Origin of the sequence: Pseudonocardia sp. 73-21, assembly GCF_001899645.1 — a bacterium.
Taxonomy (GTDB): domain Bacteria; phylum Actinomycetota; class Actinomycetes; order Mycobacteriales; family Pseudonocardiaceae; genus Pseudonocardia.
Map to the genome: position 1 here is coordinate 6047 of NZ_MKVV01000048.1, position 20139 is coordinate 26185.

The window sequence follows — 20139 nt, forward strand, 5'->3', positions numbered from 1 at the left end:
GACATCGCGAGGCTGAAGCTCGACGAGGTGGTCGTCTCGGCCACCGACTCGCCCGCCGGCAACCACCCCGTGCTGGCCCTGGACGACGCCGGGAAGCCCGACCGCTGGCTGCACGTGCCCGGCACCACCGAGGCCCCCCCGCTCGTCACGGTGCCGTTCACCGGCACCGTCTACGACGCCGTCGACGTGATGCTGGACTCGCGGGCCCCGCTCGTCCTCGTGCTCGGTGACGACGGGGCCCCGCGCGGTGCGCTGCGGTGGGACGCCATGGTCGGCGACCTGCGGGCCAGGGGCAACGCATGACCGCGCCCCCGCCGACGATCACCCGTCCGATCGTCACGCCGCTGCGGAAGCGGCGCAGCCTCGCGCTGTTCGTGACCCCCGCCGTCGTCGCGGTGATCGTCATCGGCGTCGTGCTGTGGATCAACGCCCAGGACTTCACGGCACCCGGGCGGGCCCCGGAGGGCCGGGCGCTCGACTTCGGCGACCTGCTCTCGCAGTTCGGCCAGCACGCCTATCTCGTCGGCGTGTCCACCGTCGTGGTCGTGATCATCTCGATCCCGCTCGGCATCCTGCTCAGCCGGAAGTCGGCGGGCCGCCTCGGCGACGCGGTCCTGTCCATCGGCGGCTTCCTGCAGGCGCTCCCGCCGTTCGGCGTGATCATCCTGATGGCGTTCAGCCCGCTCGGGTTCGGTGCGGGCAGCGCGATCGTCGCGCTCGTCATCGCGTCGTTCCTCCCGGTGCTCACCAACACCGTCGTCGGCCTGCGGGCCGTCGAGCCGTCCTACATCGAGGCCGCCCGCGGCATGGGCATGTCGGCCGGGATGACGCTGCGCCTGGTCGAGCTGCCTCTGGCGGTGCCCGTGATGGTCGCCGGCATCCGCGTGGCCCTCGTCCTCAACGTCGGCACCGCCACCCTCGCCACCTACATCGGCGCAGGCGGTCTCGGCACCCCGATCCTCAGCATGTTGAAGCTCGGCCGCGCCGACGCGGCCTTCGCCGTCGCGGCGCTGGTCACCGCGCTGGCGCTGTTCGTCGACTGGCTCGCCGCGGTCGTCGAACGCCTCGTGCGCGGCTCGTCCGCGTGATCCACCACCGAAGGAGAACCATCGTGACCTCCCTGAAACGCCGCCTCGTCGCGGCCGTCGCGGGCACCGCGGCCGTCGCCCTGATGGCCGGGTGCGGGCTCCAGCAGAGCGCCGGACCGTCCGCGGAGGCGGGCAGCAACGCCGCGAAGGTCGACCTGACGGGCAAGACGTTCACCGTCAGCGGCAAGGACTTCGACGAGCAGCTCGTGCTGTGCGAGATGACGGTCGCGGTGCTCCAGTCCGCCGGCGCCACCGTCAACCCGAAGTGCAACCTCGGCGGCACGCAGGCGGTGCGCAACGCGCTGCTCGGCGGCCAGATCGACATGTACTGGGACTACACGGGCACCGCCCAGGTCACCTTCCTCGGCGGCAAGCCGATCCAGGACGCGGACCAGCAGTACCAGGCCGTGAAGAAGGCCGACCTCGCCAAGAACAACATCGTGTGGCTCGCGCCCACCACGTTCAACAACACCTACGCGATGGCGGTGCTGGACTCGAAGGCCCAGGAGCTCGGCATCACCACCGACTCCGACATCGCCGCCTACTACAACAAGGGCGGCAAGGGCACGATGTGCGTCGAGAGCGAGTGGCTCAACCGCGACGACGGACTGCCCGGCTTCCTGAAGACCTACGGCTTCAAGCTCCCGGCCGGCCAGCCCACGGTGCTCGACACCGGTGCGATCTACCAGGCCACCGCCGACCCGAACAAGTGCCTGTTCGGCGAGGTGTTCACCACCGACGGCCGCATCCCGGCGCTCAAGCTGCGGGTGCTCACCGACGACAAGACCTACCAGCCGCTCTACAACGCGGCGCTGACCGTGCGGAAGTCGGTGTTCGACGCGAACCCGGGCCTCGCCGACCTCTTCGCCCCGATCTCGGCCGCCCTCACCAACGAGGAGATGCTGAAGCTCAACGGCGAGAAGTCGTCGGACAACGTCCCGGAGCGCAAGGTCGCCCGTGACTGGCTGGCCTCGAAGGGCTTCATCGCGAACCCGTGATCACCTGACGTCCTCGCAGATCGGCCGTCCTCCTCGCAGAGTCCGGAACCTCGGTGAGGAGGACACCGGGTCTGCGAGGAACCGATCAGGGGGTGCGGGCCACCGCGAAGAGGCGGCGGAACGGGAACCAGGTCGTGCCGTCGGCGCGGGCGGGGTAGGCCTCGCGCAGCCTCGGGGCCAGCTCCGCGCGGAACGCCGCGTAGGCGTCGGGCTCCAGCGCGTCGCGGACCGGGCGCAGGGCCGTGGCGCTGATCCACCGCAGCACCGGGTCCTCCCCCGTCAGGCGCTGCAGGTACGTCGTCTCCCAGACGTCGACGTCCGCGCCCGCCGCCGCCATCAGCTCCGCGTACCCCGCCGGCTCGGGCACCGCGTCCCCGCCGCGCACGGTGACCCGCCCGCGCCACGCCGGCTCGTCGAGCAGCTCCCGGATGAGCACGTGCGAGGGCGCGCCGAAGTTGCCCGGCACCTGCAGCGCGAACCAGCCGCCCGACGGCATCGCGGCGATCCAGCCCGGGAGCAGGTCGAGGTGGGTGGGCACCCACTGCAGCACGGCGCTGGTGACCACCACGTCGTCGTGCGCGCCGGGCGTCCAGTCGACGACGTCGGCCTGCTCGGCCTCGATCCCACGCGAACGAGCCGCGGCCACCATCTCCGCCGACGAGTCCGACGCCGCGACCTGCGCGTCCGGCCAGCGGGCGGCGAGCAGGGCCGTGAGGTGGCCGGGGCCGCAACCGAGGTCCACCACCCGCCGCGGAGCCTCGGCGCCGATACGGGCCAGGAGGTCGTGGAAGGGCCGGGAGCGGTGGTCGTCGAAGCCGAGGTACAGGGCCGGGTCCCAGGAGGTGCTCACGACGCCGGACAGTACGCTCGTACTGTTCAGCGGAACCCGAGCTTCCGCGCCGCGTCCGCCGCCACCTGACGGGCCGCGGCCTCGTCGGTACCCGGGTCGGGCCGGACCTGCAGCAGCACCCCGTCGCGGCCGGGGACCTTGCGCTGCACGAACCACGCGCCTCCCCCGGGCAGGTCGCGGTGGTGCCTGCTCTTGATCGACGCCTCGACGCGCTCGTGCACGGTCTGCGGCACGCGGCCGGGTTCGGCCAGACGCAGGCGCACCGGCGGGAGGTCCTCGATCAGCACGGCACCCCCGAGGTCCTCGACGAGCCGGGCCTCGACCAGCGTGATCGCACCGTTGCCCCAGGTGGCCTTGCTGACCAGACCCCAGCCCACGCGGCGGGGGCCCTCCACCCACAGCCCGAGGGAGGTGGCCACCACGTGCCCTCCGCCCGTCAGCGCCGCGGTGGCGATCACGTGCTCGTCGGCGGCGAGGTGGGCGGCGAACCCCGGCGGCATCTCGTTGCGGCCGAGCAGCTTCTTGATGAGGTTCACTGCCCCGACCATTCGCTCGCAAGCTCGCTCATCGGGCGGCCATCGCCCGCAGCGCGATCCGGTACTGCTCCAGCGGCACGAGATCACCGAAGAGCTGGTGGTAGCCGTCGGGATCCTCGACCGGGTTGGTGCGCTGCAGCCGCGACTTGAGCTCCGTGACCTGCGCCTCGACCAGCGCGAGCCGCACCCCGGCGATGACGCTGCTGACGTAGCGCGCCGCCTCGCCGTCGAAGCGCGAGCCGGTGCGGCGCGGCAGCTCCATCGGTTCGACGGCCAGCTCGGACACCAGCGGCCGCACCTCGGGCGTGCACTCGGCCATGACCGCCTCCAGCCACGGCTGCCCCGAGAGCCCTGTGCTCACCCCGCCCGCGATCTGCATGGCGCGGTGCACCCCGGCCAGCGCCGGGTGGGTGAAGGCGGCCTCGGGCAGCTCGTCGTAGCTCGGGCCGGCGAGCGCGGGCACCTGCAGAGCGGCCTTGAGCGCCTCGCGCTGGACGTGCAGGCGGGGGTCGTCCTTCGGTGGCGGAGCGGCGCGGCGGCGTCCCCCCTCGACGGGGGCTCCGGCCGACTCCCGCACCCGGCGCACGACCATGCCGATGTCGTCCCAGCTGGTCCAGCCGGCCAGACGGCGGGCGTACTCGTCGCGCAGGTCCTCGCGCTTGATCTTCGCGACCATCGGCACGGCCCGCTGCAGCGCGGCGACGCGGCCCTCGGCGGCGTCGAGGTCGTACTCGCGCAGCACCGACCGGATCGCGAACTCGTAGATCGGCTCGCGGCGCGCCACCAGGTCGCGCACCGCGGTGTCGCCGTGGCTCTGGCGCAGCTCGCAGGGGTCCTGGCCGTCGGGCGCGATGGTGACGAACGTCTGGGTGGCGAAGGTCTGCTCGCCCTCGAACGCCTTGAGCGCCGCCGCCTGGCCGGCCGCGTCGCCGTCGAAGGTGTAGATGACCTCGCCCATGTCGAACGAGTCGTCGCCGATGAGCCGGCGGATCACGGAGATGTGGTCGGCGCCGAACGCGGTGCCGCAGGAGGCGACGGCGGTGGGCACACCGGCGAGGTGCATGGCCATGACGTCGGTGTAGCCCTCGACCACCACCACCTGGCGGCGCTTGACGATCTCCTGCTTGGCGAGGTCGAGCCCGAACAGCACGCTGGACTTGCGGTAGACCGGCGAGTCCGACGTGTTGAGGTACTTGGCCTCGATCTTGTCGTCGTCGTAGAGGCGCCGCGCGCCGAACCCGACGACCTCGCCACCGCGGTCGCGGATGGGCCAGAGCAGGCGGCGGTGGAACCGGTCGATGGGGCTGCCCCGCGAACCCTCCTTGGACAGTCCGGCCTTGGTCAGCTCGTCGAGGGAGAATCCGGCCGACAGCAGGTGCTTGGTGAGCGCGTCCCAGCCGGCGGGGGCGTAGCCGCAGCCGAACCGGGCCGCGGCGGCGGTGTCGAAGCCGCGCGAGGTGAGGAACTGGACGGCCGGGGCGGCCTCGGGGGTGCGCAGCTGTGCGGCGTAGAACTCGGCCGCGCGCTTGTTGGCCTCGAGCAGGCGGGTCTTGGTGCCGCGGTCGCGCTGGACGGAGCTGCCGCCGCCCTCGTAGGTGAGCTGGAACCCGACCTTGTCGGCCAGCCGCTCGACGGCCTCGACGAACCCGACGACCTCGATCTTCTGGATGAACGCGATGGCGTCGCCGCCCTCGGCGCACCCGAAGCAGTGGAACGTGCCGTGGCTGGGCCGGACGTTGAACGACGGCGACTTCTCGTCGTGGAACGGGCACAACCCCTTCAGCGAGCCGGAGCCGGCGGGGCGCAGGGCCACGTAGTCACCGATGACCTCGTCGATGCGGGCTCGGTCGCGGACCTCGACGATGTCGCTGTCACGGATCCGTCCTGGCACGGGCCTGAGTCTAGGCCGCGTGCACCGGGCGTCGCACGGGGTCGGTGGAGGTGCGCTGCTCCGGGATCACCGGCTCCTCGGCGCGACGTGGGCCCGGCAGCAGCAGCTCGGCGAGGAACGGCGACGCCGCCATCAGCAGCAGCACCGTGATGCCGCCGGCGGAGCCGAGGGTGGAGATCACCGTGGAGAAGGTCATGGCTCCACGATGACCGTCGAACCCGTGCGGGATCTCAGCCGAAGCTGGGAATTGGCTGTGCGTCCGGGCCGGCCCGGTGACAGGCCGTCGTCGTGTTCGTGATCAACGTCCTGCGTCGCCTGCCGCCGGACGTGACGGCCGGTCGGGAACCGGGTGATACGACGTCGCAGGTGGACCCGGAGGCGTTCGCGACGCCGCCGGCGGACTTCCGCGGCCGGCGCGCCCGAAGAGGCCCAGCCCGAGGTACATGCCGACCAGCGCGATGCCCAGGCCGAGGAGGGCCTGCAGGGTCAGGGGCTCGCCCAGGATCGGCACCGCCAGCAGCACCACGGTGGCCGGCACGAGGTTCAGCAGGGCGCTGACGTGCACGGTGCCGGTGCGGCGCAGCAGCACGAACATCACCGCGAACGCGATGGCCGAGTTGAACACGCCGAGCCAGCCGATCGCCGCCCAGGCCCCGAGGGTCGGCGGCACCCAGGCGGCCCCGCTGAACGGCATCACGACGAGCGTCACGAGCAGGCAGGCCACCATCTGCACGATGACGCTCATGCTGATCGCCGTGCCCGCGCCGAAGCGCTTCTGGTAGAGCGTGCCCGCCGTGAGCGACACCATCCCGAGCACCGGGAACACCACGGCGCCGCCGACCGCCCCGCCGATCTCGTCGCTGAGCACCACGTAGACCCCGGCTGCGCCGAGCACGAGCCCGAGCACCGGCGCCGGGCCGAGCCGGTCGCCCAGCAGCAGCGGCGTCAGCAGCCCGACCAGCAGGGGGGCCATCCCGAGCACCAGGCTCGACAGCCCGGCGGGCACCCCGGCCGCCAGGCCCGTGTAGACCCCGCTGAACTGCCCCATCTGCAGCAGCAGCGCCGCCACCACCAGGTGCAGCCAGGCCCGGCCGCGCGGCAGCGCGGGGCGCGTGACCAGCGCGACCACGCCCATCACGACGGTGGCGATCGCGAAGCGCCACAACAGCACCGTCAGGACGTCGGTGCGCTGGGTGGCGAGCTTGCCGGCGAGGAATCCGGAGGCCCAGAGCGGCACGAAGGCGACGCTGAGCAGGATGACGCGCACGGCCCCACTGTTCGCATGGCTAACGGAGGTGTCAAAGCGGGGTGCCCGGGACCACATGCGCCGAACGGCCGCGCGCCCTCCCCCGTCCCGGCCGCCCGGACCGGCACCATCCTCCGGTGCGGCACTACAGAACGGCCCGGCTCCTCGCAGTGGCAACGACCGTGGTCTCCCTCGCGGGATGCTCGGCCCTCCCGACCCTGACCCTGCCGGCGTTCCCGGCACCGGCGGCGGCCCCGGCCGCGGGCACCACCCCGACCCCGTGGCGGCCGAGCCCCACGGTCACGGCGGCCCCGACCGCCGTCCCCGGTGGCGCCGCCGCCGCGCTCGCGAAACTCCCGGTCAAGGGCCGCGCACCCAGGACCGGCTACACGCGCGAACAGTTCGGGGCGGCGTGGGCCGACGTCGACCACAACGGCTGCGACCAGCGCAACGACGTGCTCGCCCGCGACATGACGAACGAGACCTTCAAGCCCGGCACCCGCAACTGCGTCGTGCTGACCGGCACGCTGAAGGACCCCTACACCGGCAGGACCATCGCGTTCACCCGCGGCCAGGGCACCAGCGAGGCCGTGCAGATCGACCACGTCGTCGCGCTCTCGGACGCCTGGCAGAAGGGCGCACAGATGCTGCCGGCCGACAGTCGCGTGCGGCTGGGCAACGACCCCCTGAACCTGCTCGCCGTGGACGGGCCGACCAACCAGTCCAAGGGCGACGGCGACGCCGCCACCTGGTTGCCCGGCGTGAAGAGCTACCGGTGCTCGTACGTGGCCCGACAGGTGGAGGTCAAGGCGAAGTACGGCCTGTGGGTGACCCAGGCCGAGCACGATGCCATCGCCGGCGTACTGGCCGGGTGCCCGGGGCAGAAGCTCCCGCCGGACTCGACGGTGGCTGCCCGGTAGCGCTTGCCTTCGAGCGCACTCGAAGGCCTACCGTGAGGTGGTGACGACCAGCGTGGAGGACGCGCTCGACCGCCTGCGCCGCCAGGACACGGCGCCGCCCGAGCCCGGCAGCACGCTGAGCATCGCGGAGATGGCCGAGCGCACCGGCGTCACAGCCCACACCCTGCGGTACTACGAACGCATCGGGCTGCTGGACCGCGTCGCCCGCGACGCCTCGGGGTACCGGGCCTACTCGGCGGGCGACTACGGCCGCGTCGTGTTCCTCACCCGCCTGCGCATGACGGGCATGCCGATCCGGGAGCTGCTGCGCTACGTGGAGCTGGCCGGCGCCGGCGAGGCTACGGTGGACGAGCGTCTGGAGATGCTGCTGGCCCACCGCGAGTCCGTGCGCCGGCAGCTCGCCGAGCTGCAGTTCGCCCTGGACACGATCGACTTCAAGATCGCCTCCTACGGCGGGAGCTGCGTTCCCTGAGGGCCGCAGCCGTCGACGGGGTCAGGACGCCACCAGCGGGCCGACGAACGTGCCCGGGTGGGTGGCGCCGTCCTGGCGCAGCACCGGGTCGCCGAGCGACCAGCGGGTGACGAGCTGGTGGGTGTCGCCGGGCGGCGTCGTGATGATCTCCGTGGGCACCCAGCCGGCACCCCCGCTGAGGTAGGTCAGCGTGGCGGAGGCCTTCCTGCCCGGCCCCAGCGTGGTGCGGGGCTGCACGGCGTCGGCACCGGGGCGCGGCACCGGGTAGGTGGGGCCGTTCGGGTCGGCCGGGCCGAGCAGGTCGACGCCGGGCACCCCGGTGACGTAGCAGGGCCGGCTGGAGATGTTGGTGTACACCAGCGCCACCGTCTTCTGGCCGGGGTTGACGTCGGGGCCCCGGCCGCCGACGCGCAGGCCCAGGTCGGCGGCGGTGCACCGGACGACGGGTTCGGCCGTGGGGGTGGGTGCCGCCTCCGTGCTGGTCGCCGCCGGGGCGGTGGTGGCCGGCTCCGCCACCGGCGCGAGCGGTTCGGTCCCGCTGCAGGCGGTGATCGTCGTGAGTGCGACGGCGGCCGCGAGCAACCCTGCCCATGATCGAACCATGGCCGCACGCCACCGAGCACCGCCCGCGAATCCCGCTCGCACCCGGCCCCGCCGCCCGGTAGAACACCCGAATGGGGATCTTCGGATGCTGAACCACCCGCTGGGCGACGGGGCGCAGCTGCGCCCGCTCGAACCGTGGCGGGCCGCCGAGTTCGCGGCGTGCATCGAGCGCGACCGCGAGCACCTCGCGCCGTGGCTGCCCTGGGCCGCCCGGATCGTCGACGCCGACGGGGCCCGGGCGTGGCTGCAGACCTACGCCGACAAGCTCGTCACCCGCGCCTGCCGGGTCATGATCGACTGGGCGTTCGAGGTGCGTGGGCTCAGCCGCGTCGAGTGGCGGGCGGTCACGTCCAACGTGCGGAGCCTCGCCACCGCGAGGCGGCTCGGGATGGTGCGGGAGGGCGTGCTGCGCGCGGCCGTGCCGGGCGACGACGGGCGTCAGGACCTGGAGGTCTGGGCCGTGGTCACCGAACGAGCGCCCGGTGCCGCGCCACCGCCTGCTGGTCGGTGAGCATCGAGACCTGGTCCACCACCACGCGCAGCCGCTCGGCGTCGTCCGCCGCGGCGTTCCAGACCTCGACGAACACCGGGTCGAGCACGTCGGGGGCCTTGGCCAGCAGGGCGGAGGCCAGCTCGGCCAGCAGCTCGCGCTGGCGGGCCTGCATGGCGAGCCGGTCGGGATCGCTCATCACGTAGCGCAGCGCCACGGCCTTCAGCAGGGCCACCTCGGCACCCGCCCGGGGCGGGACCACCAGATCCGCGGCGTAGCGGGTGAGCGGGCCCTCGCCGTGGGCGTCGCGGGTGGCGTCGGTGGCCGCCACCGCGAAGCGTCCGACGAGCTCGCTGGTCAGCCGCTTGAGCGCCACGTGGCCCGACTCGGGCGCCGTGGCGGCGGTGAACCCGCGCACCGCGTCGACGACGGGCAGGGCCAGCAGCCCGTCGCCGGCCTCGGCGAGCGCGCCGGGCTCGCCACCGAAGTGGCGCGCCGCCAGCTCCACCAGCACCGCCTGCTCCCCCGGCGAACCGAGGGCGGCGAGGTCGATGCGGCCCGCGAGGATGCCGTCCTCCACGTCGTGCACGGAGTAGGCGACGTCGTCGGCCCAGTCCATGATCTGCGCCTCGATGCAGCGACGCCGCGGCGGCGCTCCCGCCCGGACCCACGTGAACACCTCGGCGTCGGCCGGGTAGGCGCCGTACTTGCGGTCGCCGGCGCGCTGCACCCACGGGTACTTGCAGGAGGCGTCGAGGGTGGCGCGGGTGAGGTTGAGCCCGCATCCGGCGATCTTGGGTTCGAGCCGCGTGAGGATCCGGAGCGTCTGCGCGTTGCCCTCGAACCCGCCCGGGCAGAACTCGTCGAGCGCCCGTTCCCCGTTGTGCCCGAAAGGCGGGTGGCCGATGTCGTGGGCGAGCCCCGCGGTGTCGACGACGTCGGGATCGGCGCCCAGGTCCTCGGCGATGCCGCGGCCGATCTGGGCGACCTCCAGCGAGTGGGTCAGCCGGGTGCGCGGCGCCCCGCTGACCTCGGCGCCCTCCCCCGGGCCCACGACCTGCGTCTTGCCCGCGAGCCGGCGTAGCGCCGCGGAGTGCAGCACGCGGGCGCGGTCACGGGAGAACGGTGTGCGGCGCTCCGGCCGTCCGGCGGCCTTGGGACCTTCCGGGACGAGCCGCTCGCGGTCGTGGTCGGAGTAGCTCACCCGAGTCCTGTGGTCTCGGTGTCCACCGACGCGTGCGTGAGCCGGTAGTAGAGCATCGCGCCCGTCTCGCGGACGATGTAGCGGATCTGCGTCTCGCGCGTCTGCACGACGGGCCCGGACCGGGTGGGCGACGTCCACGCGTCGAGCCCGCTGTCGCGCGCCATCTGCCGGGCGCGCAGCGAGTGCCACGGGTCGCTGACCAGCAACGCGCGGCCCCAGCGGTCCTGGCGGGCGCGGTCGGCGACGGCCTGCAGACTCAGCAGCGTGTCGGACCCCACCGGCACCGCGACGACGGCGCCCGCGGGCACGCCCTGCCGGATCAGGTAGCGGCGCCCCGCCTCGGCCTCGGTGTAGGCGTCGCCCGGGCGGCCGCCGCCGGTGGTGACGATCCGCGGCGCCATGCCGGCGTCGTAGAGCTGCTGAGCGTGCCGCAACCGGGCCGCGAAGATCGAGCTGGGCTGGCCGTCGTACTGGGCGGCGCCGAGCACCACCACGGCGTCGACGGGCCGCCGGTCGTCGATGCGCGCGACCTGCCACACCCGGAACGCCGTGCCTCCGACGACGAGCAGCCCGACCAGCACCGAGCCGAGCACCACGCGGGTGACCCAGCTGCGCCGCCTCGCGCGCGGCGGTGCCGCGGAGTGCAGCGGCACCGTGGGTGCCTCCGAGCGGACGGCGCGGGTCATCCGCCGATCCGGCCCTCGGCGGCGGCGAGCGCGGTGCCGGCGCGACCGGCGCGGGCGGCGATCACCTGCGCGACGATCGACACGGCCGTCTCGGCCGGGGTACGGGCGCCCAGGTCGAGCCCGACCGGGCCGTAGAGCCGGGCCATCTCGTCGGCGGTGAGCCCGGCGGCCAGCAGCCGCTCACGGCGCGCGGACTGGGTGTGGCGGGATCCGAGCGCGCCGATGAACCCGCGCCCGCGCAGCCCCTCGATCAGCGCCGCGTCGAAGGAGGGGGCGTGGTCGAGCAGCACCAGCACGTCGGCGTCGGAGAAGGCGGCGACGGCGGCCACCGTGGCATCCAGCTCGCTCTCGTACCGCGACGACCAGCCCAGCAGCGCGGCCTGCGCCTCGAGCGCCGCCCCGATCGCACCCGAGCCGACGATGAGCACCGACGGCACCGGCACCCACAGGTCCAGCAGCAGCTCGGGACCGGCCTCGTTCGGGACCCGCTCGGTGACCGTGGCGCCGCGGCGCAGCAGCTGCCGGGCGGCGCCGGTGGCCACCTCGTCGAGGCCGGCGGAACCCAGGGTGCCGACGACGTCGGCGAGCTCCGGGCCGGTGAGCACGAGCGCGCCCGCGCCGTCGGCGGTGGACACGAGCGCCGACGGGGCGCCCCGTTCCAGGGACCTGCCCAGCGCGTCGGCGAGGGCGGCCGGCAGCGGGTGCCCGAGCAGCGTGGCGCCGCCGGAGCAGGCCAGGCCCGCGGCGAGCGCGGCGGGCTCGGCGACGTGGGCCTTCCTCGTCTGCGCCGTGGCCGCCGAGGCGGCGGCCAGCGGGACCGCGGCGTCGTCGAGGGCTCCGCGGTACAGCACCCCGGCGAGCGCGCCCGACGCGGTGCCGGCCAGCAGCTGCCCGCTCTCGACCGTGCCGAAGCCGTGCCGGTCGAGCACCCGGACCACACCGAGCCCGTCACCGGCCATGCGGCGCAGGGCGGTTCCGAGCTCGCGGAGCCGGGTGTTGGAGTCAGTCGTCTGGGTCACGCACCCAAGCGTAGCTACAGGCAGCCGCGGTCGTCGGCCAGCTGCACGGCCTCGGCCCCAGCATCGCGGCGAGCGCCCCTCACCATGGCCTGGTCGTCGGCGGGCAGGACCCACCGACAGCAGGTACCACTTGCGCGGGCTCAGCCGCGCCGGGTCGCTGACCTCGGACATGCCGCCCCGGGTATTTGCGGTGGGTGGCACCCGCCCGTGACGGATGTCAGGGGAACACCTGTGGTCTGATCTCCGTTGATCTCATCGACCGGCCCCGTAGCGGGCCCCTCACGAGACAGGATCCATGGACCCGTCAGACAGTACGGGCACCGTCCTCGCAGGACGGTGCCGATAGATGATCATCGACTTGCTCAATGTGCTCCTCGGCGTGCTCGTCGTCGTCGCGATCACCGCGCTCACGGGCTACTTCGTCGCCCAGGAGTTCGGCTACATGGCCGTCGACCGCGCCCGGCTGCGGGCCCGTGCCGCGGACGGTGACGCCGGCGCCCGCCGCGCCCTGGCCGTCACGAACCGCACGTCGTTCATGCTCTCCGGCGCCCAGCTGGGCATCACCGTCACCGGCCTGCTCGTCGGTTACGTCGCCGAGCCGCTGATCGGCGAGGGCCTCGGCGCCCTGCTGGGCGGCGTGGGCGTGCCCACCGGCGTCGGCATCGCGATCGGCACGGTGCTCGCGCTGCTGCTGGCCACGGTCGTGCAGATGGTGTTCGGCGAGCTGTTCCCCAAGAACCTCGCGATCGCCCGGCCCGAGCCGGTGGCCCGCGCGCTGGCGCTGTCCACCACCGTCTACCTGAAGCTGTTCGGCTGGCTGATCCATGTCTTCGACACGGCGTCGAACCTGCTGCTCAAGGCGCTGCGCGTCGAGCCCGTGCACGACGTGGAGCACTCCGCCACGCCCCGTGACCTGGAGGCGATCATCGACGAGTCCCGCGACAGCGGCGACCTCGACGAGGAGCTCTCCACCCTGCTCGACCGCGTCCTGGACTTCACCGACCGCTCCGCCCGCGCCGCGATGATCCCCCGGCCCCGCGTCGCCTCGGTGGCCGCCGACGCGACGATGGCCGACCTGGTCGAGCTGATGGCGTCCGGGCACTCGCGGCTGCCGGTGCTCGGTTCCGGCGTCGACGACGTCGTCGGCGTCATCTGCCTGCGCGACGTGCTCGCGCTGGAGGGCCGGGACCTGTCCGCCTTCCGCGTGGCCGACGCCGCGCGCACGCCCGTGCTGGTACCGGCCTCGCTGCCGCTGCCCGCGGTACTGGCCGCGCTGCGCGAGGCCGACGAGGAGTTCGCCTGCGTCGTCGACGAGTACGGCGGTCTCGCCGGCGTCATCACGATGGAGGACATCGCCGAGGAGCTCGTCGGGGAGATCACCGACGAGCACGACGCCGCCGGGGTCGACCGGCCGCGGATCGGTGACGGCGAGTGGACCGTCGACGGGGCCATGGGCATCGACGACGTCGAGCGGATGCTGGACACCGACCTGCCCGAGGGCGACTACCAGACCGTCGGCGGCCTCGTCATCGACGCGCTGCAGCGCCTGCCCGAGGTGGGCGACGCCGTCACCCTCCCCCTGCCCGAACGCCCACTGGAGATCACCGTGTGCACCGTGGAACGCCGCGTGCCCGCGACGGTCCGACTCGCCTTCGCCTCGGCGGAGGTTCCGGCATGAGCACCGGTCTCGCCATCGGCATCTCCGTCGCCCTGATCGCGTTCAGCGCGTTCTTCGTCGCCGTCGAGTTCGCGCTCGTCGCGGCCCGCCGCTACCGGCTGGAGGAGGCCGCGGCGCGCAGCTCGTCCGCCCGGGCCGCGCTGAAGAGCGCCAAGGACCTGTCCCTGCTGCTCGCGGGCTCGCAGCTGGGCATCACGCTGTGCACGCTCGGGCTCGGTGCGCTGGGCAAGCCGGCCGTCGAGGAGCTGCTCGCGCCGCTGCTGGGCGGCCTGGGCGACACCGCGGCCGGCGTCCTGTCGTTCGTGCTGTCGCTGGTCATCGTGACGTTCCTGCACCTCGTGGTCGGCGAGATGGCCCCGAAGTCGTGGGCCATCGCGCACCCCGAGCGGTCGGCCACGCTGCTGGCGCTGCCGATGCGCGGGTTCATGGTGCTCACCCGGCCGCTGCTGCTCGGGCTCAACGGCATGGCCAACCGGTGCCTGCGCCGTGTGGGTGTCGAGCCCGTCGACGAGGTCGGCGAGGGGCGCAACCCCGCCGACCTGCGCGAGCTCGTGGAGCACTCGGCCACCACCGGCGCGCTCGACGCCGAGCACCATGCGCGGCTCGTCACGGCGCTGGACCTCGACTCCGCGCCGCTGCGCGAGGTCGTCCGGCCCCGCGCCGAGGTGGCCTCCGTGCCGTCGGGTGCGAGCCCGGCCGACATCCGCGCCGTGTCGCGGGAGTCCAGCCACCTGCGACTGATCGTCACCGGCACGGACGGACATCCGGTGGGCGTCGTGCACGTCCGCGACGCCCTCACCGCGCAGGCCGGCACCGCCGCCGAGCTGATGCGGCCCGTGCCGACCCTGCAGGCCGGGGTCCCCCTGCACGACGCGCTCGGTGCGATGCGGGAGCGCCGCAACCATCTGGCCCTGGTGGCCGACGGTGACGAGCTGCTCGGGCTCGTGACGATGCAGGACATCCTCGACCGCCTGCTCCCGGCGCCGGTGTAGCACCAGGGGTGCAGCCGGCGCGCGGCAGCAGTTGATCAGCGCTACGCTCCGCTGCACCTCCGTCACACCCCGGGAGATGTCCATGAGCGCCCCCACCCTGCGCCCCGCCGACCTCGACGACACCGCGCTGGAGAAGATCCGCACGCTGGAGGGCCGGCTGGGGGTGCCCCTGGTGGCCTACGCCCCCGAGACGCCCTACGCCCCGCTCACCGACGAGCAGGTGGCGGAGCTGCAGCGGGCCGAGGCCGAGCTGGGCGTGCAGCTGCTGGCCTACCGTCCCTGAGTGGCGCATCCCCTCTTCGACGTCTCCGGGCGCACCGCGCTCGTCACCGGATCCAGCCGCGGGATCGGCCTGGCACTCGCCCGCGGGCTGGTCGAGGCGGGCTGCACGGTGGTGCTCAACGCCCGCGGTGACACGCAGCTGGGCTCGGCGGTCGACGCGCTGGCGCCGGTGGCCGCGAGGCACGGCGGCGCCGTGTACGCGGTCGCGTTCGACAACGCCGATCCCGCGGCCGTCGCCGCCGGCGTCACCCGGGCCGAGGAGATGGCAGGCCCGCTCGACATCGCCGTCTGCAACACGGGCGCCCAGCACCGCGCCCCGTTCCTCGACTTCGCCGACGACGACTGGTTCCGGCTGCTGGACACCAACCTGACCAGCACGTTCCTCGTGGCCCGCGAGGCCGGCCGGCGCATGGCGCCGCGCGGCCGGGGCAAGATCGTCACAGTCTGCTCGCTGCAGAGCGAGGTGAGCAGGCCCGGGATCGCCCCCTACGCCGCGACGAAGGGCGCGCTCAAGATGCTCACGAAGGGCATGTGCGCCGACCTCGCCCCGTTCGGGATACAGGTCAACGGACTCGGCCCCGGCTACATCGAGACCGAGCTGACCGCCGCCCTCGTCGCCGACCCGGCCTTCGACGGCTGGGTGCGCGGACGCACCCCCGCCGGCCGCTGGGGCCGTGTCGAGGACCTGGTCGGGACGCTGCTCTACCTGGTGGGCCCGGCCTCGGACTTCGTGACCGGCCAGGTGGTCTACGTCGACGGCGGGATGCTGGCCGTCCTGTAGCTCAGCAGCCGATGAGCCGCGCCGCCAGGTAGCCCTCGACCTGGTCCAGCGCCACCCGCTCCTGCGCCATGGAGTCGCGCTCGCGGATGGTGACGGCCTGGTCGGTGAGGGTGTCGAAGTCCACCGTGATGCAGAACGGCGTGCCGATCTCGTCCTGGCGGCGGTAGCGGCGGCCGATGGCGCCGGCGTCGTCGAACTCGATGTTCCAGTTCTTCCGCAGCTGCGCGGCGAGGTCGCGGGCCTTGGGTGAGAGGTCGGCGTTGCGCGAGAGCGGCAGCACCGCGGCCTTCACCGGCGCGAGGCGGCGGTCCAGCTTGAGCGACACGCGGGTGTCGACGCCGCCCTTGGCGTTGGGCGCCTCGTCCTCGGTGTAGGCCTCGATGAGGAACGCCATCATCGAGCGGCCGACGCCGGCCGCGGGCTCGATCACGTACGGGCGGTAGCGGGTGCCGCTCGCCTGGTCGTAGAACGAGAGGTCGACGCCCGAGTGGTTGCTGTGGGTCGTGAGGTCGAAGTCGGTGCGGTTGGCGATGCCCTCGAGCTCGCCCCACTCCTGGCCCTGGAACTCGAACCTGTACTCGATGTCCACGGTGCGCTTGGAGTAGTGGGAGAGCTTCTCCTTGGGGTGCTCGTAGTGCCGGAGGTGCTCCGCCGCGATCCCCAGGTCGGTGTACCAGCGCGTGCGCTCGTCGATCCAGTACTGGTGCAGCTCCTCGTCGGTGCCGGGCTCGACGAAGTACTCCATCTCCATCTGCTCGAACTCGCGGGTGCGGAAGATGAAGTTGCCGGGCGTGATCTCGTTGCGGAAGCTCTTGCCCATCTGGCCGATGCCGAACGGCGGCTTCTTGCGCGACGTGGTCTGCACGTTGAGGAAGTTGACGAAGATGCCCTGCGCGGTCTCGGGGCGCAGGTAGGCCAGCCCCTCGTCGGTCTTCACCGGGCCGAGGTGGGTCTCGAGCATCATGTTGAAGTCCTGCGGCGCGGTGTACTGGCCGCGGGTGCCGCAGTTGGGGCAGGGGACCTCGGAGAGGTCGTCCTCCGCGGCCGGTTTGCCGGTGCGCTCGACGAACTCCTCGGCCAGGGTGTCGGCCCGGAAGCGCTTGTGGCAGCTCAGGCACTCGACCAGCGGGTCGTTGAACACACCGACGTGACCGCTCGCGACCCACACCTGGCGCGGCAGGATCACCGAGCTGTCGAGGCCCACGACGTCCTCGCGGCCGGTGACCATCGTGCGCCACCACTGCCGCTTGATGTTCTCCTTGAGCTCCACGCCCAGCGGCCCGTAGTCCCAGGCCGAGCGCGTACCGCCGTAGATCTCCCCCGAGGCGAAGACGAAGCCGCGGCGCTTCGCGAGCGCGACGATGGTTTCGATCTTGGCGGACGAGGACTTGCTGGCCACGGGGTACTCCAGGACTAGTGAGTGGAAGAGCCAAGGGTAGCGATATGCCGCCCGTGGTTTACCCCGCACTCTCCCGGGCCGCCAGCCTGCGGTTTCGGACCATGCTCGAGACGAACGCGGCGGCGATGAACGCCACCCCGATCAGCCCCGTGACCACCTCGTTGGCCTTGAACCCGATGCCGATGAGCAGGATCACCGCCAGCGCGCCGATGGCCCAGTGCGCGCCGTGCTCCAGGTAGACGTAGTCGGCCAGCGTGCCCTTGCGCACCAGGTAGACGGTGATCGACCGGACGAACATCGCGCCGATGAGACCGAGGCCCAGCGCGATGAGGATCGGGTCGGTGGTGACGGCGAACGCCCCGATCACCCCGTCGAAGGAGAACGCGGCGTCGAGCACCTCGAGGTAGAGGAACAGGAAGAGCCCGGCCCGGCCGGTGGCCTTCACGAGCTGCGACGGCCGGGAGCCCGGCTGCTCGTCCTCCCCCGGCTGGTCGAAGAACTCCCCGAGGCCGTTGACCACCAGGTACGTGACCAGACCCAGCGCGCCGGCGACCAGCACCACGCCCGGGTCGGCCGCCAGGGTCTCCGAGAGCACGACCAGCACCGCCAGCGCGAGCACGATCGACAGCCGCGAGAGCTGCCCGATCTTCGCGAGCGGGACCTCGAGCCACGTGAGCCACCGGATGTCGCGGTCCTCGAACGTCCAGTCCAGGAACAGCATGAACAGGAACATGCCGCCGAACGCGGCGATCTGCGGGTAGGCCTGGTTGAGCAGGTAGGCGTAGGTGCCCGGGTCCTCGGGCGGCAGGTTCTTGGTGTCCAGCGCGAGCGTGAACGCCTCGACGGGATTGAGCCCCGCCGTGACCGACACGATGATCAGCGGGAACACCAGGCGCATGCCGAACACGGCGATGATCACGCCGACGGTCAGGAAGATGCGCTGCCAGTACGGGTCCATCCGGTCCAGCACGGTGGCGTTGACCACCGCGTTGTCGAACGACAGCGAGATCTCCAGGATGCCGAGGATCGCGCAGAGCAGCAGGCCCTCGACGCCGCCGTAGAGAAAGGCGACCACGAGGGCGACGATCGAGACCCCGTAGGCCAGCCCGAAAATCCGAAGGTTCATCGTGCGAGTTCCCCGCTCACTCGGCCCGGAGACTCCGATGGTCCGTCGCCTCCCCACCCACAGCCTCCACCAGGGTCTCGAAGGTGGCGATCTCCGGGGTGGCCTCGGCCAGCAGCGGCACGACGTGCTCGCGCACCGCGAACGGGCTCAGGCTGCGCCGGTAGGCGTCCACGGAGACGAACCGGACCGTCAGCACCCAGCAGCCGGGGTCGTCGACGGCCCGGCCCAGCTCACCGCCGAGACAACCGGGCGCCGCGGTGAGCAGCTCCAGGGCGCGGCGGGCGCGGGAAAACAGGTCGACGGGCACGGGCGTTGTGAAGCGGCAGACGAGCAGCACGGGCGCAGCCTGCCATCCACCTAGGATGGGGGTGAGCCACCGGGAGGAAACGCAGATGTCGATCGTCGCAGGAGCCGACGCCGCGCAGGCGCACGAGTGCGCCGCACCGGCCCCCGTCCGCACCCCGCGTACGCTCGCCGCGGCCGGTGATCTGCTCCGCGCGCTGGCCGCCCCCGTGCGCATCGCCATCGTGCTGCAGCTCCTGGAGTCCAGCCGCTGCGTCCACGACCTGGTGGACGCGCTCGGTGTCACCCAGCCGCTGATCAGCCAGCACCTGCGGGTGCTCAAGTCCGCCGGGGTCGTGCACGGCGAGCGGCAGGGTCGCGAGGTCGTGTACTCGCTGGTCGACGACCACCTGGCCCACATCGTCGTCGACGCCGTGGCGCACGCCGAGGAGGGACGGTCGACGTGAGCACCCCCTTGCGCTCCACCAGGCAGCGCGCCGCCGTGTCGGCGCTGCTCGACCGGCTCGACGACTTCCGCTCCGCCCAGGAGATCCACGAGGAGCTGCGCCGCACCGGCGAGGGCATCGGGCTCACCACCGTCTACCGCACGCTGCAGACCCTGGCCGACGGCGGCGAGGTCGACGTCCTGCGCACGGCGTCCGGCGAGGCGGTCTACCGGCGCTGCGAGAGCGCCGAGCACCACCACCACCTGGTGTGCCGCCGCTGCGGCACGGCCGTCGAGATCGAGGGGCCCGCCGTCGAGACGTGGGCCCAGAAGGTGGCCGACACCCACGGGTTCACCGAGCTCAGCCACACCGTGGAGATCTTCGGGCTCTGCCGCACCTGCGGCGCCGACCGGTAGCGGTGTGGCCCGCGTCTCACATCGACACATCCGGGTCGCGGCTCCCCGGCTAACGTCCCGCCGGTGACCGATGACGCAGGCAGCAACGGATCGACGGCGACCGCCCCGAGCCGGGTACGCAGGCTCGACGGGCCCGAGGCGGGCGAGCTGGCCTCCCTCGCCGCGGTGTTCGAGGACCTCCAGTACGTGCTGCGCTGCTGCGAGCACCTCGTCACGGCGCTGAACTCCCCCGAGAACGGCCCGGTGCGCGTCGACACCGACAACGCGCTGGTCGAGGCCCTGTGGACCGGCGCGCTCATCGGTTACGTGCGCTGCTTCTCCGCACGTACCTCGGTGCTGACCGAGAAGGACCTCGACGAGCTCAAGCTCGACGGCGACGTCAAGGAGTTCCACGGCCTGGTCAAGAAGCTCCGCGACCACTACGCCTCCCGCCACGTGAACCCGCGCGAGGCGTTCACGATCGGTGCGGCGCAGTCCAACGAGGGCAGGCCGACCGGCATCGCGGTGGTCTCCACTCCGCGCCCCATCGTCGACGACACGACGGTACGGCTGCTCGGCCGCGTGGCCTACGCGCTGTCCGGGCTCATCGACGCGCGCATGCAGAAGAGCCAGAACGACGTGCTGGGCGCGGCGGGCAAGCTGTCGCCGATGGAGCTGTCGCAGCTGCCGCTGATGCACCTCGCCGAAGAGTCGATCTAGCTCTGGGAGCGCGCCGAGTTCTTCAGCGCGCTCCC

24 protein-coding genes and 1 pseudogene are annotated in these 20139 nt (G+C 72.8%); 13 read left to right on the forward strand and 12 right to left on the reverse strand.

Features of this window, described 5'->3' with window-relative positions; genetic code table 11:
• The 3 genes and pseudogenes from BGP03_RS15485 to BGP03_RS15495 form a co-directional block, all read left to right on the forward strand.
• Positions 1-303: pseudogene (locus tag BGP03_RS15485) on the forward strand (ABC transporter); the annotation flags it as partial.
• Positions 300-1088 carry an ABC transporter permease gene (locus tag BGP03_RS15490; RefSeq protein WP_296377130.1) on the forward strand — a complete coding sequence of 263 codons (789 nt, stop codon included), beginning with the start codon at positions 300-302 and terminating at the stop codon, positions 1086-1088. The pseudogene BGP03_RS15485 and the gene BGP03_RS15490, both read left to right, overlap by 4 nt.
• Before the next feature lie 23 nt (positions 1089-1111).
• Positions 1112-2086: a glycine betaine ABC transporter substrate-binding protein gene (locus BGP03_RS15495; RefSeq protein WP_298797580.1), complete on the forward strand. Its 975-nt coding sequence runs from the start codon at positions 1112-1114 to the stop codon at positions 2084-2086.
• 85 nt (positions 2087-2171) lie between these two features.
• Here BGP03_RS15495 and BGP03_RS15500 read toward each other — a convergent pair whose 3' ends face one another.
• From BGP03_RS15500 to BGP03_RS15520, 5 genes are all read right to left on the reverse strand, one after another.
• Positions 2172-2936, reverse strand: coding sequence for a trans-aconitate 2-methyltransferase (locus BGP03_RS15500; protein ID WP_296377132.1), 765 nt, complete (start codon positions 2934-2936; stop codon positions 2172-2174).
• Between the two features lie 26 nt (positions 2937-2962).
• Complete coding sequence (locus BGP03_RS15505; RefSeq protein WP_298797579.1) at positions 2963-3472, reverse strand: hypothetical protein; 510 nt, start codon at positions 3470-3472, stop codon at positions 2963-2965.
• 28 nt (positions 3473-3500) lie between these two features.
• Positions 3501-5363, reverse strand: coding sequence for a DNA primase (gene dnaG / locus BGP03_RS15510; protein WP_296377134.1), 1863 nt, complete (start codon positions 5361-5363; stop codon positions 3501-3503).
• Positions 5364-5373: 10 nt separating this feature from the next.
• Entirely contained in the window at positions 5374-5559 is a 186-nt protein-coding gene (locus BGP03_RS15515; RefSeq protein WP_296377135.1) for a hypothetical protein, read from the reverse strand.
• A gap of 102 nt (positions 5560-5661) precedes the next feature.
• Entirely contained in the window at positions 5662-6630 is a 969-nt protein-coding gene (locus tag BGP03_RS15520; protein WP_296377136.1) for a DMT family transporter, read from the reverse strand.
• A gap of 149 nt (positions 6631-6779) precedes the next feature.
• On the opposite strand from BGP03_RS15520, the gene BGP03_RS15525 reads away from it, so the two are divergent.
• On the forward strand, positions 6780-7529 hold the full coding sequence (locus BGP03_RS15525) for an HNH endonuclease family protein (protein ID WP_298797578.1): 750 nt from the start codon (positions 6780-6782) through the stop codon (positions 7527-7529).
• Between the two features lie 40 nt (positions 7530-7569).
• Positions 7570-8001, forward strand: coding sequence for a MerR family transcriptional regulator (locus BGP03_RS15530; RefSeq protein WP_296377138.1), 432 nt, complete (start codon positions 7570-7572; stop codon positions 7999-8001).
• A 21-nt stretch (positions 8002-8022) separates the two neighbouring features.
• Here the strand turns inward: BGP03_RS15530 and BGP03_RS15535 are convergent, their stop codons facing one another.
• A complete protein-coding gene (locus BGP03_RS15535) occupies positions 8023-8583 on the reverse strand; it encodes a DUF4232 domain-containing protein (RefSeq protein ID WP_299736602.1) in 561 nt (186 codons plus the stop codon).
• 106 nt (positions 8584-8689) lie between these two features.
• Between BGP03_RS15535 and BGP03_RS15540 the strand changes: the two genes are divergently transcribed.
• A complete protein-coding gene (locus tag BGP03_RS15540; RefSeq protein WP_296377140.1) occupies positions 8690-9115 on the forward strand; it encodes a GNAT family protein in 426 nt (141 codons plus the stop codon).
• On the opposite strand, the gene BGP03_RS15545 is transcribed toward BGP03_RS15540, so the two are convergent.
• Genes BGP03_RS15545 through BGP03_RS15555 form a run of 3 tightly spaced genes read right to left on the reverse strand, consistent with a single transcriptional unit; the run spans position 9069 to position 12003 of the window.
• Positions 9069-10298 carry a deoxyguanosinetriphosphate triphosphohydrolase gene (locus tag BGP03_RS15545; RefSeq protein WP_296377141.1) on the reverse strand — a complete coding sequence of 410 codons (1230 nt, stop codon included), beginning with the start codon at positions 10296-10298 and terminating at the stop codon, positions 9069-9071. The two genes, BGP03_RS15540 and BGP03_RS15545, sit on opposite strands and share 47 nt — an antisense overlap.
• On the reverse strand, positions 10295-10984 hold the full coding sequence (locus BGP03_RS15550; RefSeq protein ID WP_298797577.1) for a YdcF family protein: 690 nt from the start codon (positions 10982-10984) through the stop codon (positions 10295-10297). Before BGP03_RS15550 ends, BGP03_RS15545 begins: the two co-directional genes overlap by 4 nt.
• Complete coding sequence (locus tag BGP03_RS15555; protein ID WP_296377143.1) at positions 10981-12003, reverse strand: XdhC family protein; 1023 nt, start codon at positions 12001-12003, stop codon at positions 10981-10983. The genes BGP03_RS15550 and BGP03_RS15555 overlap by 4 nt, the downstream gene beginning before the upstream one ends.
• Positions 12004-12349: 346 nt before the next feature.
• Between BGP03_RS15555 and BGP03_RS15560 the strand changes: the two genes are divergently transcribed.
• From BGP03_RS15560 to BGP03_RS15575, 4 genes are all read left to right on the forward strand, one after another.
• Positions 12350-13681, forward strand: coding sequence for a hemolysin family protein (locus BGP03_RS15560; RefSeq protein ID WP_296377144.1), 1332 nt, complete (start codon positions 12350-12352; stop codon positions 13679-13681).
• Positions 13678-14673, forward strand: coding sequence for a hemolysin family protein (locus tag BGP03_RS15565; protein ID WP_296377145.1), 996 nt, complete (start codon positions 13678-13680; stop codon positions 14671-14673). Before BGP03_RS15560 ends, BGP03_RS15565 begins: the two co-directional genes overlap by 4 nt.
• Before the next feature lie 82 nt (positions 14674-14755).
• Positions 14756-14956, forward strand: coding sequence for a hypothetical protein (locus tag BGP03_RS15570; protein WP_296377146.1), 201 nt, complete (start codon positions 14756-14758; stop codon positions 14954-14956).
• On the forward strand, positions 14957-15736 hold the full coding sequence (locus tag BGP03_RS15575) for an SDR family oxidoreductase (RefSeq protein WP_296377147.1): 780 nt from the start codon (positions 14957-14959) through the stop codon (positions 15734-15736).
• Between the two features lies 1 nt (position 15737).
• Here the strand turns inward: BGP03_RS15575 and BGP03_RS15580 are convergent, their stop codons facing one another.
• Genes BGP03_RS15580 through BGP03_RS15590 form a run of 3 tightly spaced genes read right to left on the reverse strand, consistent with a single transcriptional unit; the run spans position 15738 to position 18598 of the window.
• The gene (locus BGP03_RS15580; RefSeq protein WP_298797576.1) at positions 15738-17135 is read right to left on the reverse strand and encodes a glycine--tRNA ligase; all 1398 of its coding nucleotides are present in this window, start codon (positions 17133-17135) and stop codon (positions 15738-15740) included.
• A 58-nt stretch (positions 17136-17193) separates the two neighbouring features.
• On the reverse strand, positions 17194-18261 hold the full coding sequence (locus BGP03_RS15585; RefSeq protein ID WP_296377149.1) for a DUF475 domain-containing protein: 1068 nt from the start codon (positions 18259-18261) through the stop codon (positions 17194-17196).
• A gap of 16 nt (positions 18262-18277) precedes the next feature.
• The gene (locus BGP03_RS15590) at positions 18278-18598 is read right to left on the reverse strand and encodes an antibiotic biosynthesis monooxygenase (RefSeq protein WP_296377150.1); all 321 of its coding nucleotides are present in this window, start codon (positions 18596-18598) and stop codon (positions 18278-18280) included.
• Positions 18599-18653: 55 nt separating this feature from the next.
• On the opposite strand from BGP03_RS15590, the gene BGP03_RS15595 reads away from it, so the two are divergent.
• The 3 genes from BGP03_RS15595 to BGP03_RS15605 all read left to right on the forward strand — a co-directional run bounded on the left by BGP03_RS15595 (position 18654) and on the right by BGP03_RS15605 (position 20104).
• The gene (locus tag BGP03_RS15595; protein ID WP_296377151.1) at positions 18654-19010 is read left to right on the forward strand and encodes a metalloregulator ArsR/SmtB family transcription factor; all 357 of its coding nucleotides are present in this window, start codon (positions 18654-18656) and stop codon (positions 19008-19010) included.
• A complete protein-coding gene (locus BGP03_RS15600; protein WP_296377152.1) occupies positions 19007-19405 on the forward strand; it encodes a transcriptional repressor in 399 nt (132 codons plus the stop codon). The genes BGP03_RS15595 and BGP03_RS15600 overlap by 4 nt, the downstream gene beginning before the upstream one ends.
• 63 nt (positions 19406-19468) lie before the next feature.
• Positions 19469-20104, forward strand: coding sequence for a hypothetical protein (locus BGP03_RS15605; protein ID WP_296377153.1), 636 nt, complete (start codon positions 19469-19471; stop codon positions 20102-20104).
• The last annotated feature ends 35 nt before the right edge of the window (positions 20105-20139 follow it).

What these genes read in the sequence shown, in the direction of transcription:
- BGP03_RS15490 (WP_296377130.1), top strand. Translation starts at nt 300, where the DNA reads ATGACCGCGCCCCCGCCGACGATCACCCGTCCGATCGTCACGCCGCTG.
- BGP03_RS15515 (WP_296377135.1), bottom strand. Translation starts at nt 5,559, where the DNA reads ATGACCTTCTCCACGGTGATCTCCACCCTCGGCTCCGCCGGCGGCATC.
- BGP03_RS15540 (WP_296377140.1), top strand. Translation starts at nt 8,690, where the DNA reads ATGCTGAACCACCCGCTGGGCGACGGGGCGCAGCTGCGCCCGCTCGAA.
- BGP03_RS15550 (WP_298797577.1), bottom strand. Translation starts at nt 10,984, where the DNA reads ATGACCCGCGCCGTCCGCTCGGAGGCACCCACGGTGCCGCTGCACTCC.
- BGP03_RS15560 (WP_296377144.1), top strand. Translation starts at nt 12,350, where the DNA reads ATGATCATCGACTTGCTCAATGTGCTCCTCGGCGTGCTCGTCGTCGTC.
- BGP03_RS15565 (WP_296377145.1), top strand. Translation starts at nt 13,678, where the DNA reads ATGAGCACCGGTCTCGCCATCGGCATCTCCGTCGCCCTGATCGCGTTC.
- BGP03_RS15570 (WP_296377146.1), top strand. Translation starts at nt 14,756, where the DNA reads ATGAGCGCCCCCACCCTGCGCCCCGCCGACCTCGACGACACCGCGCTG.
- BGP03_RS15585 (WP_296377149.1), bottom strand. Translation starts at nt 18,261, where the DNA reads ATGAACCTTCGGATTTTCGGGCTGGCCTACGGGGTCTCGATCGTCGCC.
- BGP03_RS15595 (WP_296377151.1), top strand. Translation starts at nt 18,654, where the DNA reads ATGTCGATCGTCGCAGGAGCCGACGCCGCGCAGGCGCACGAGTGCGCC.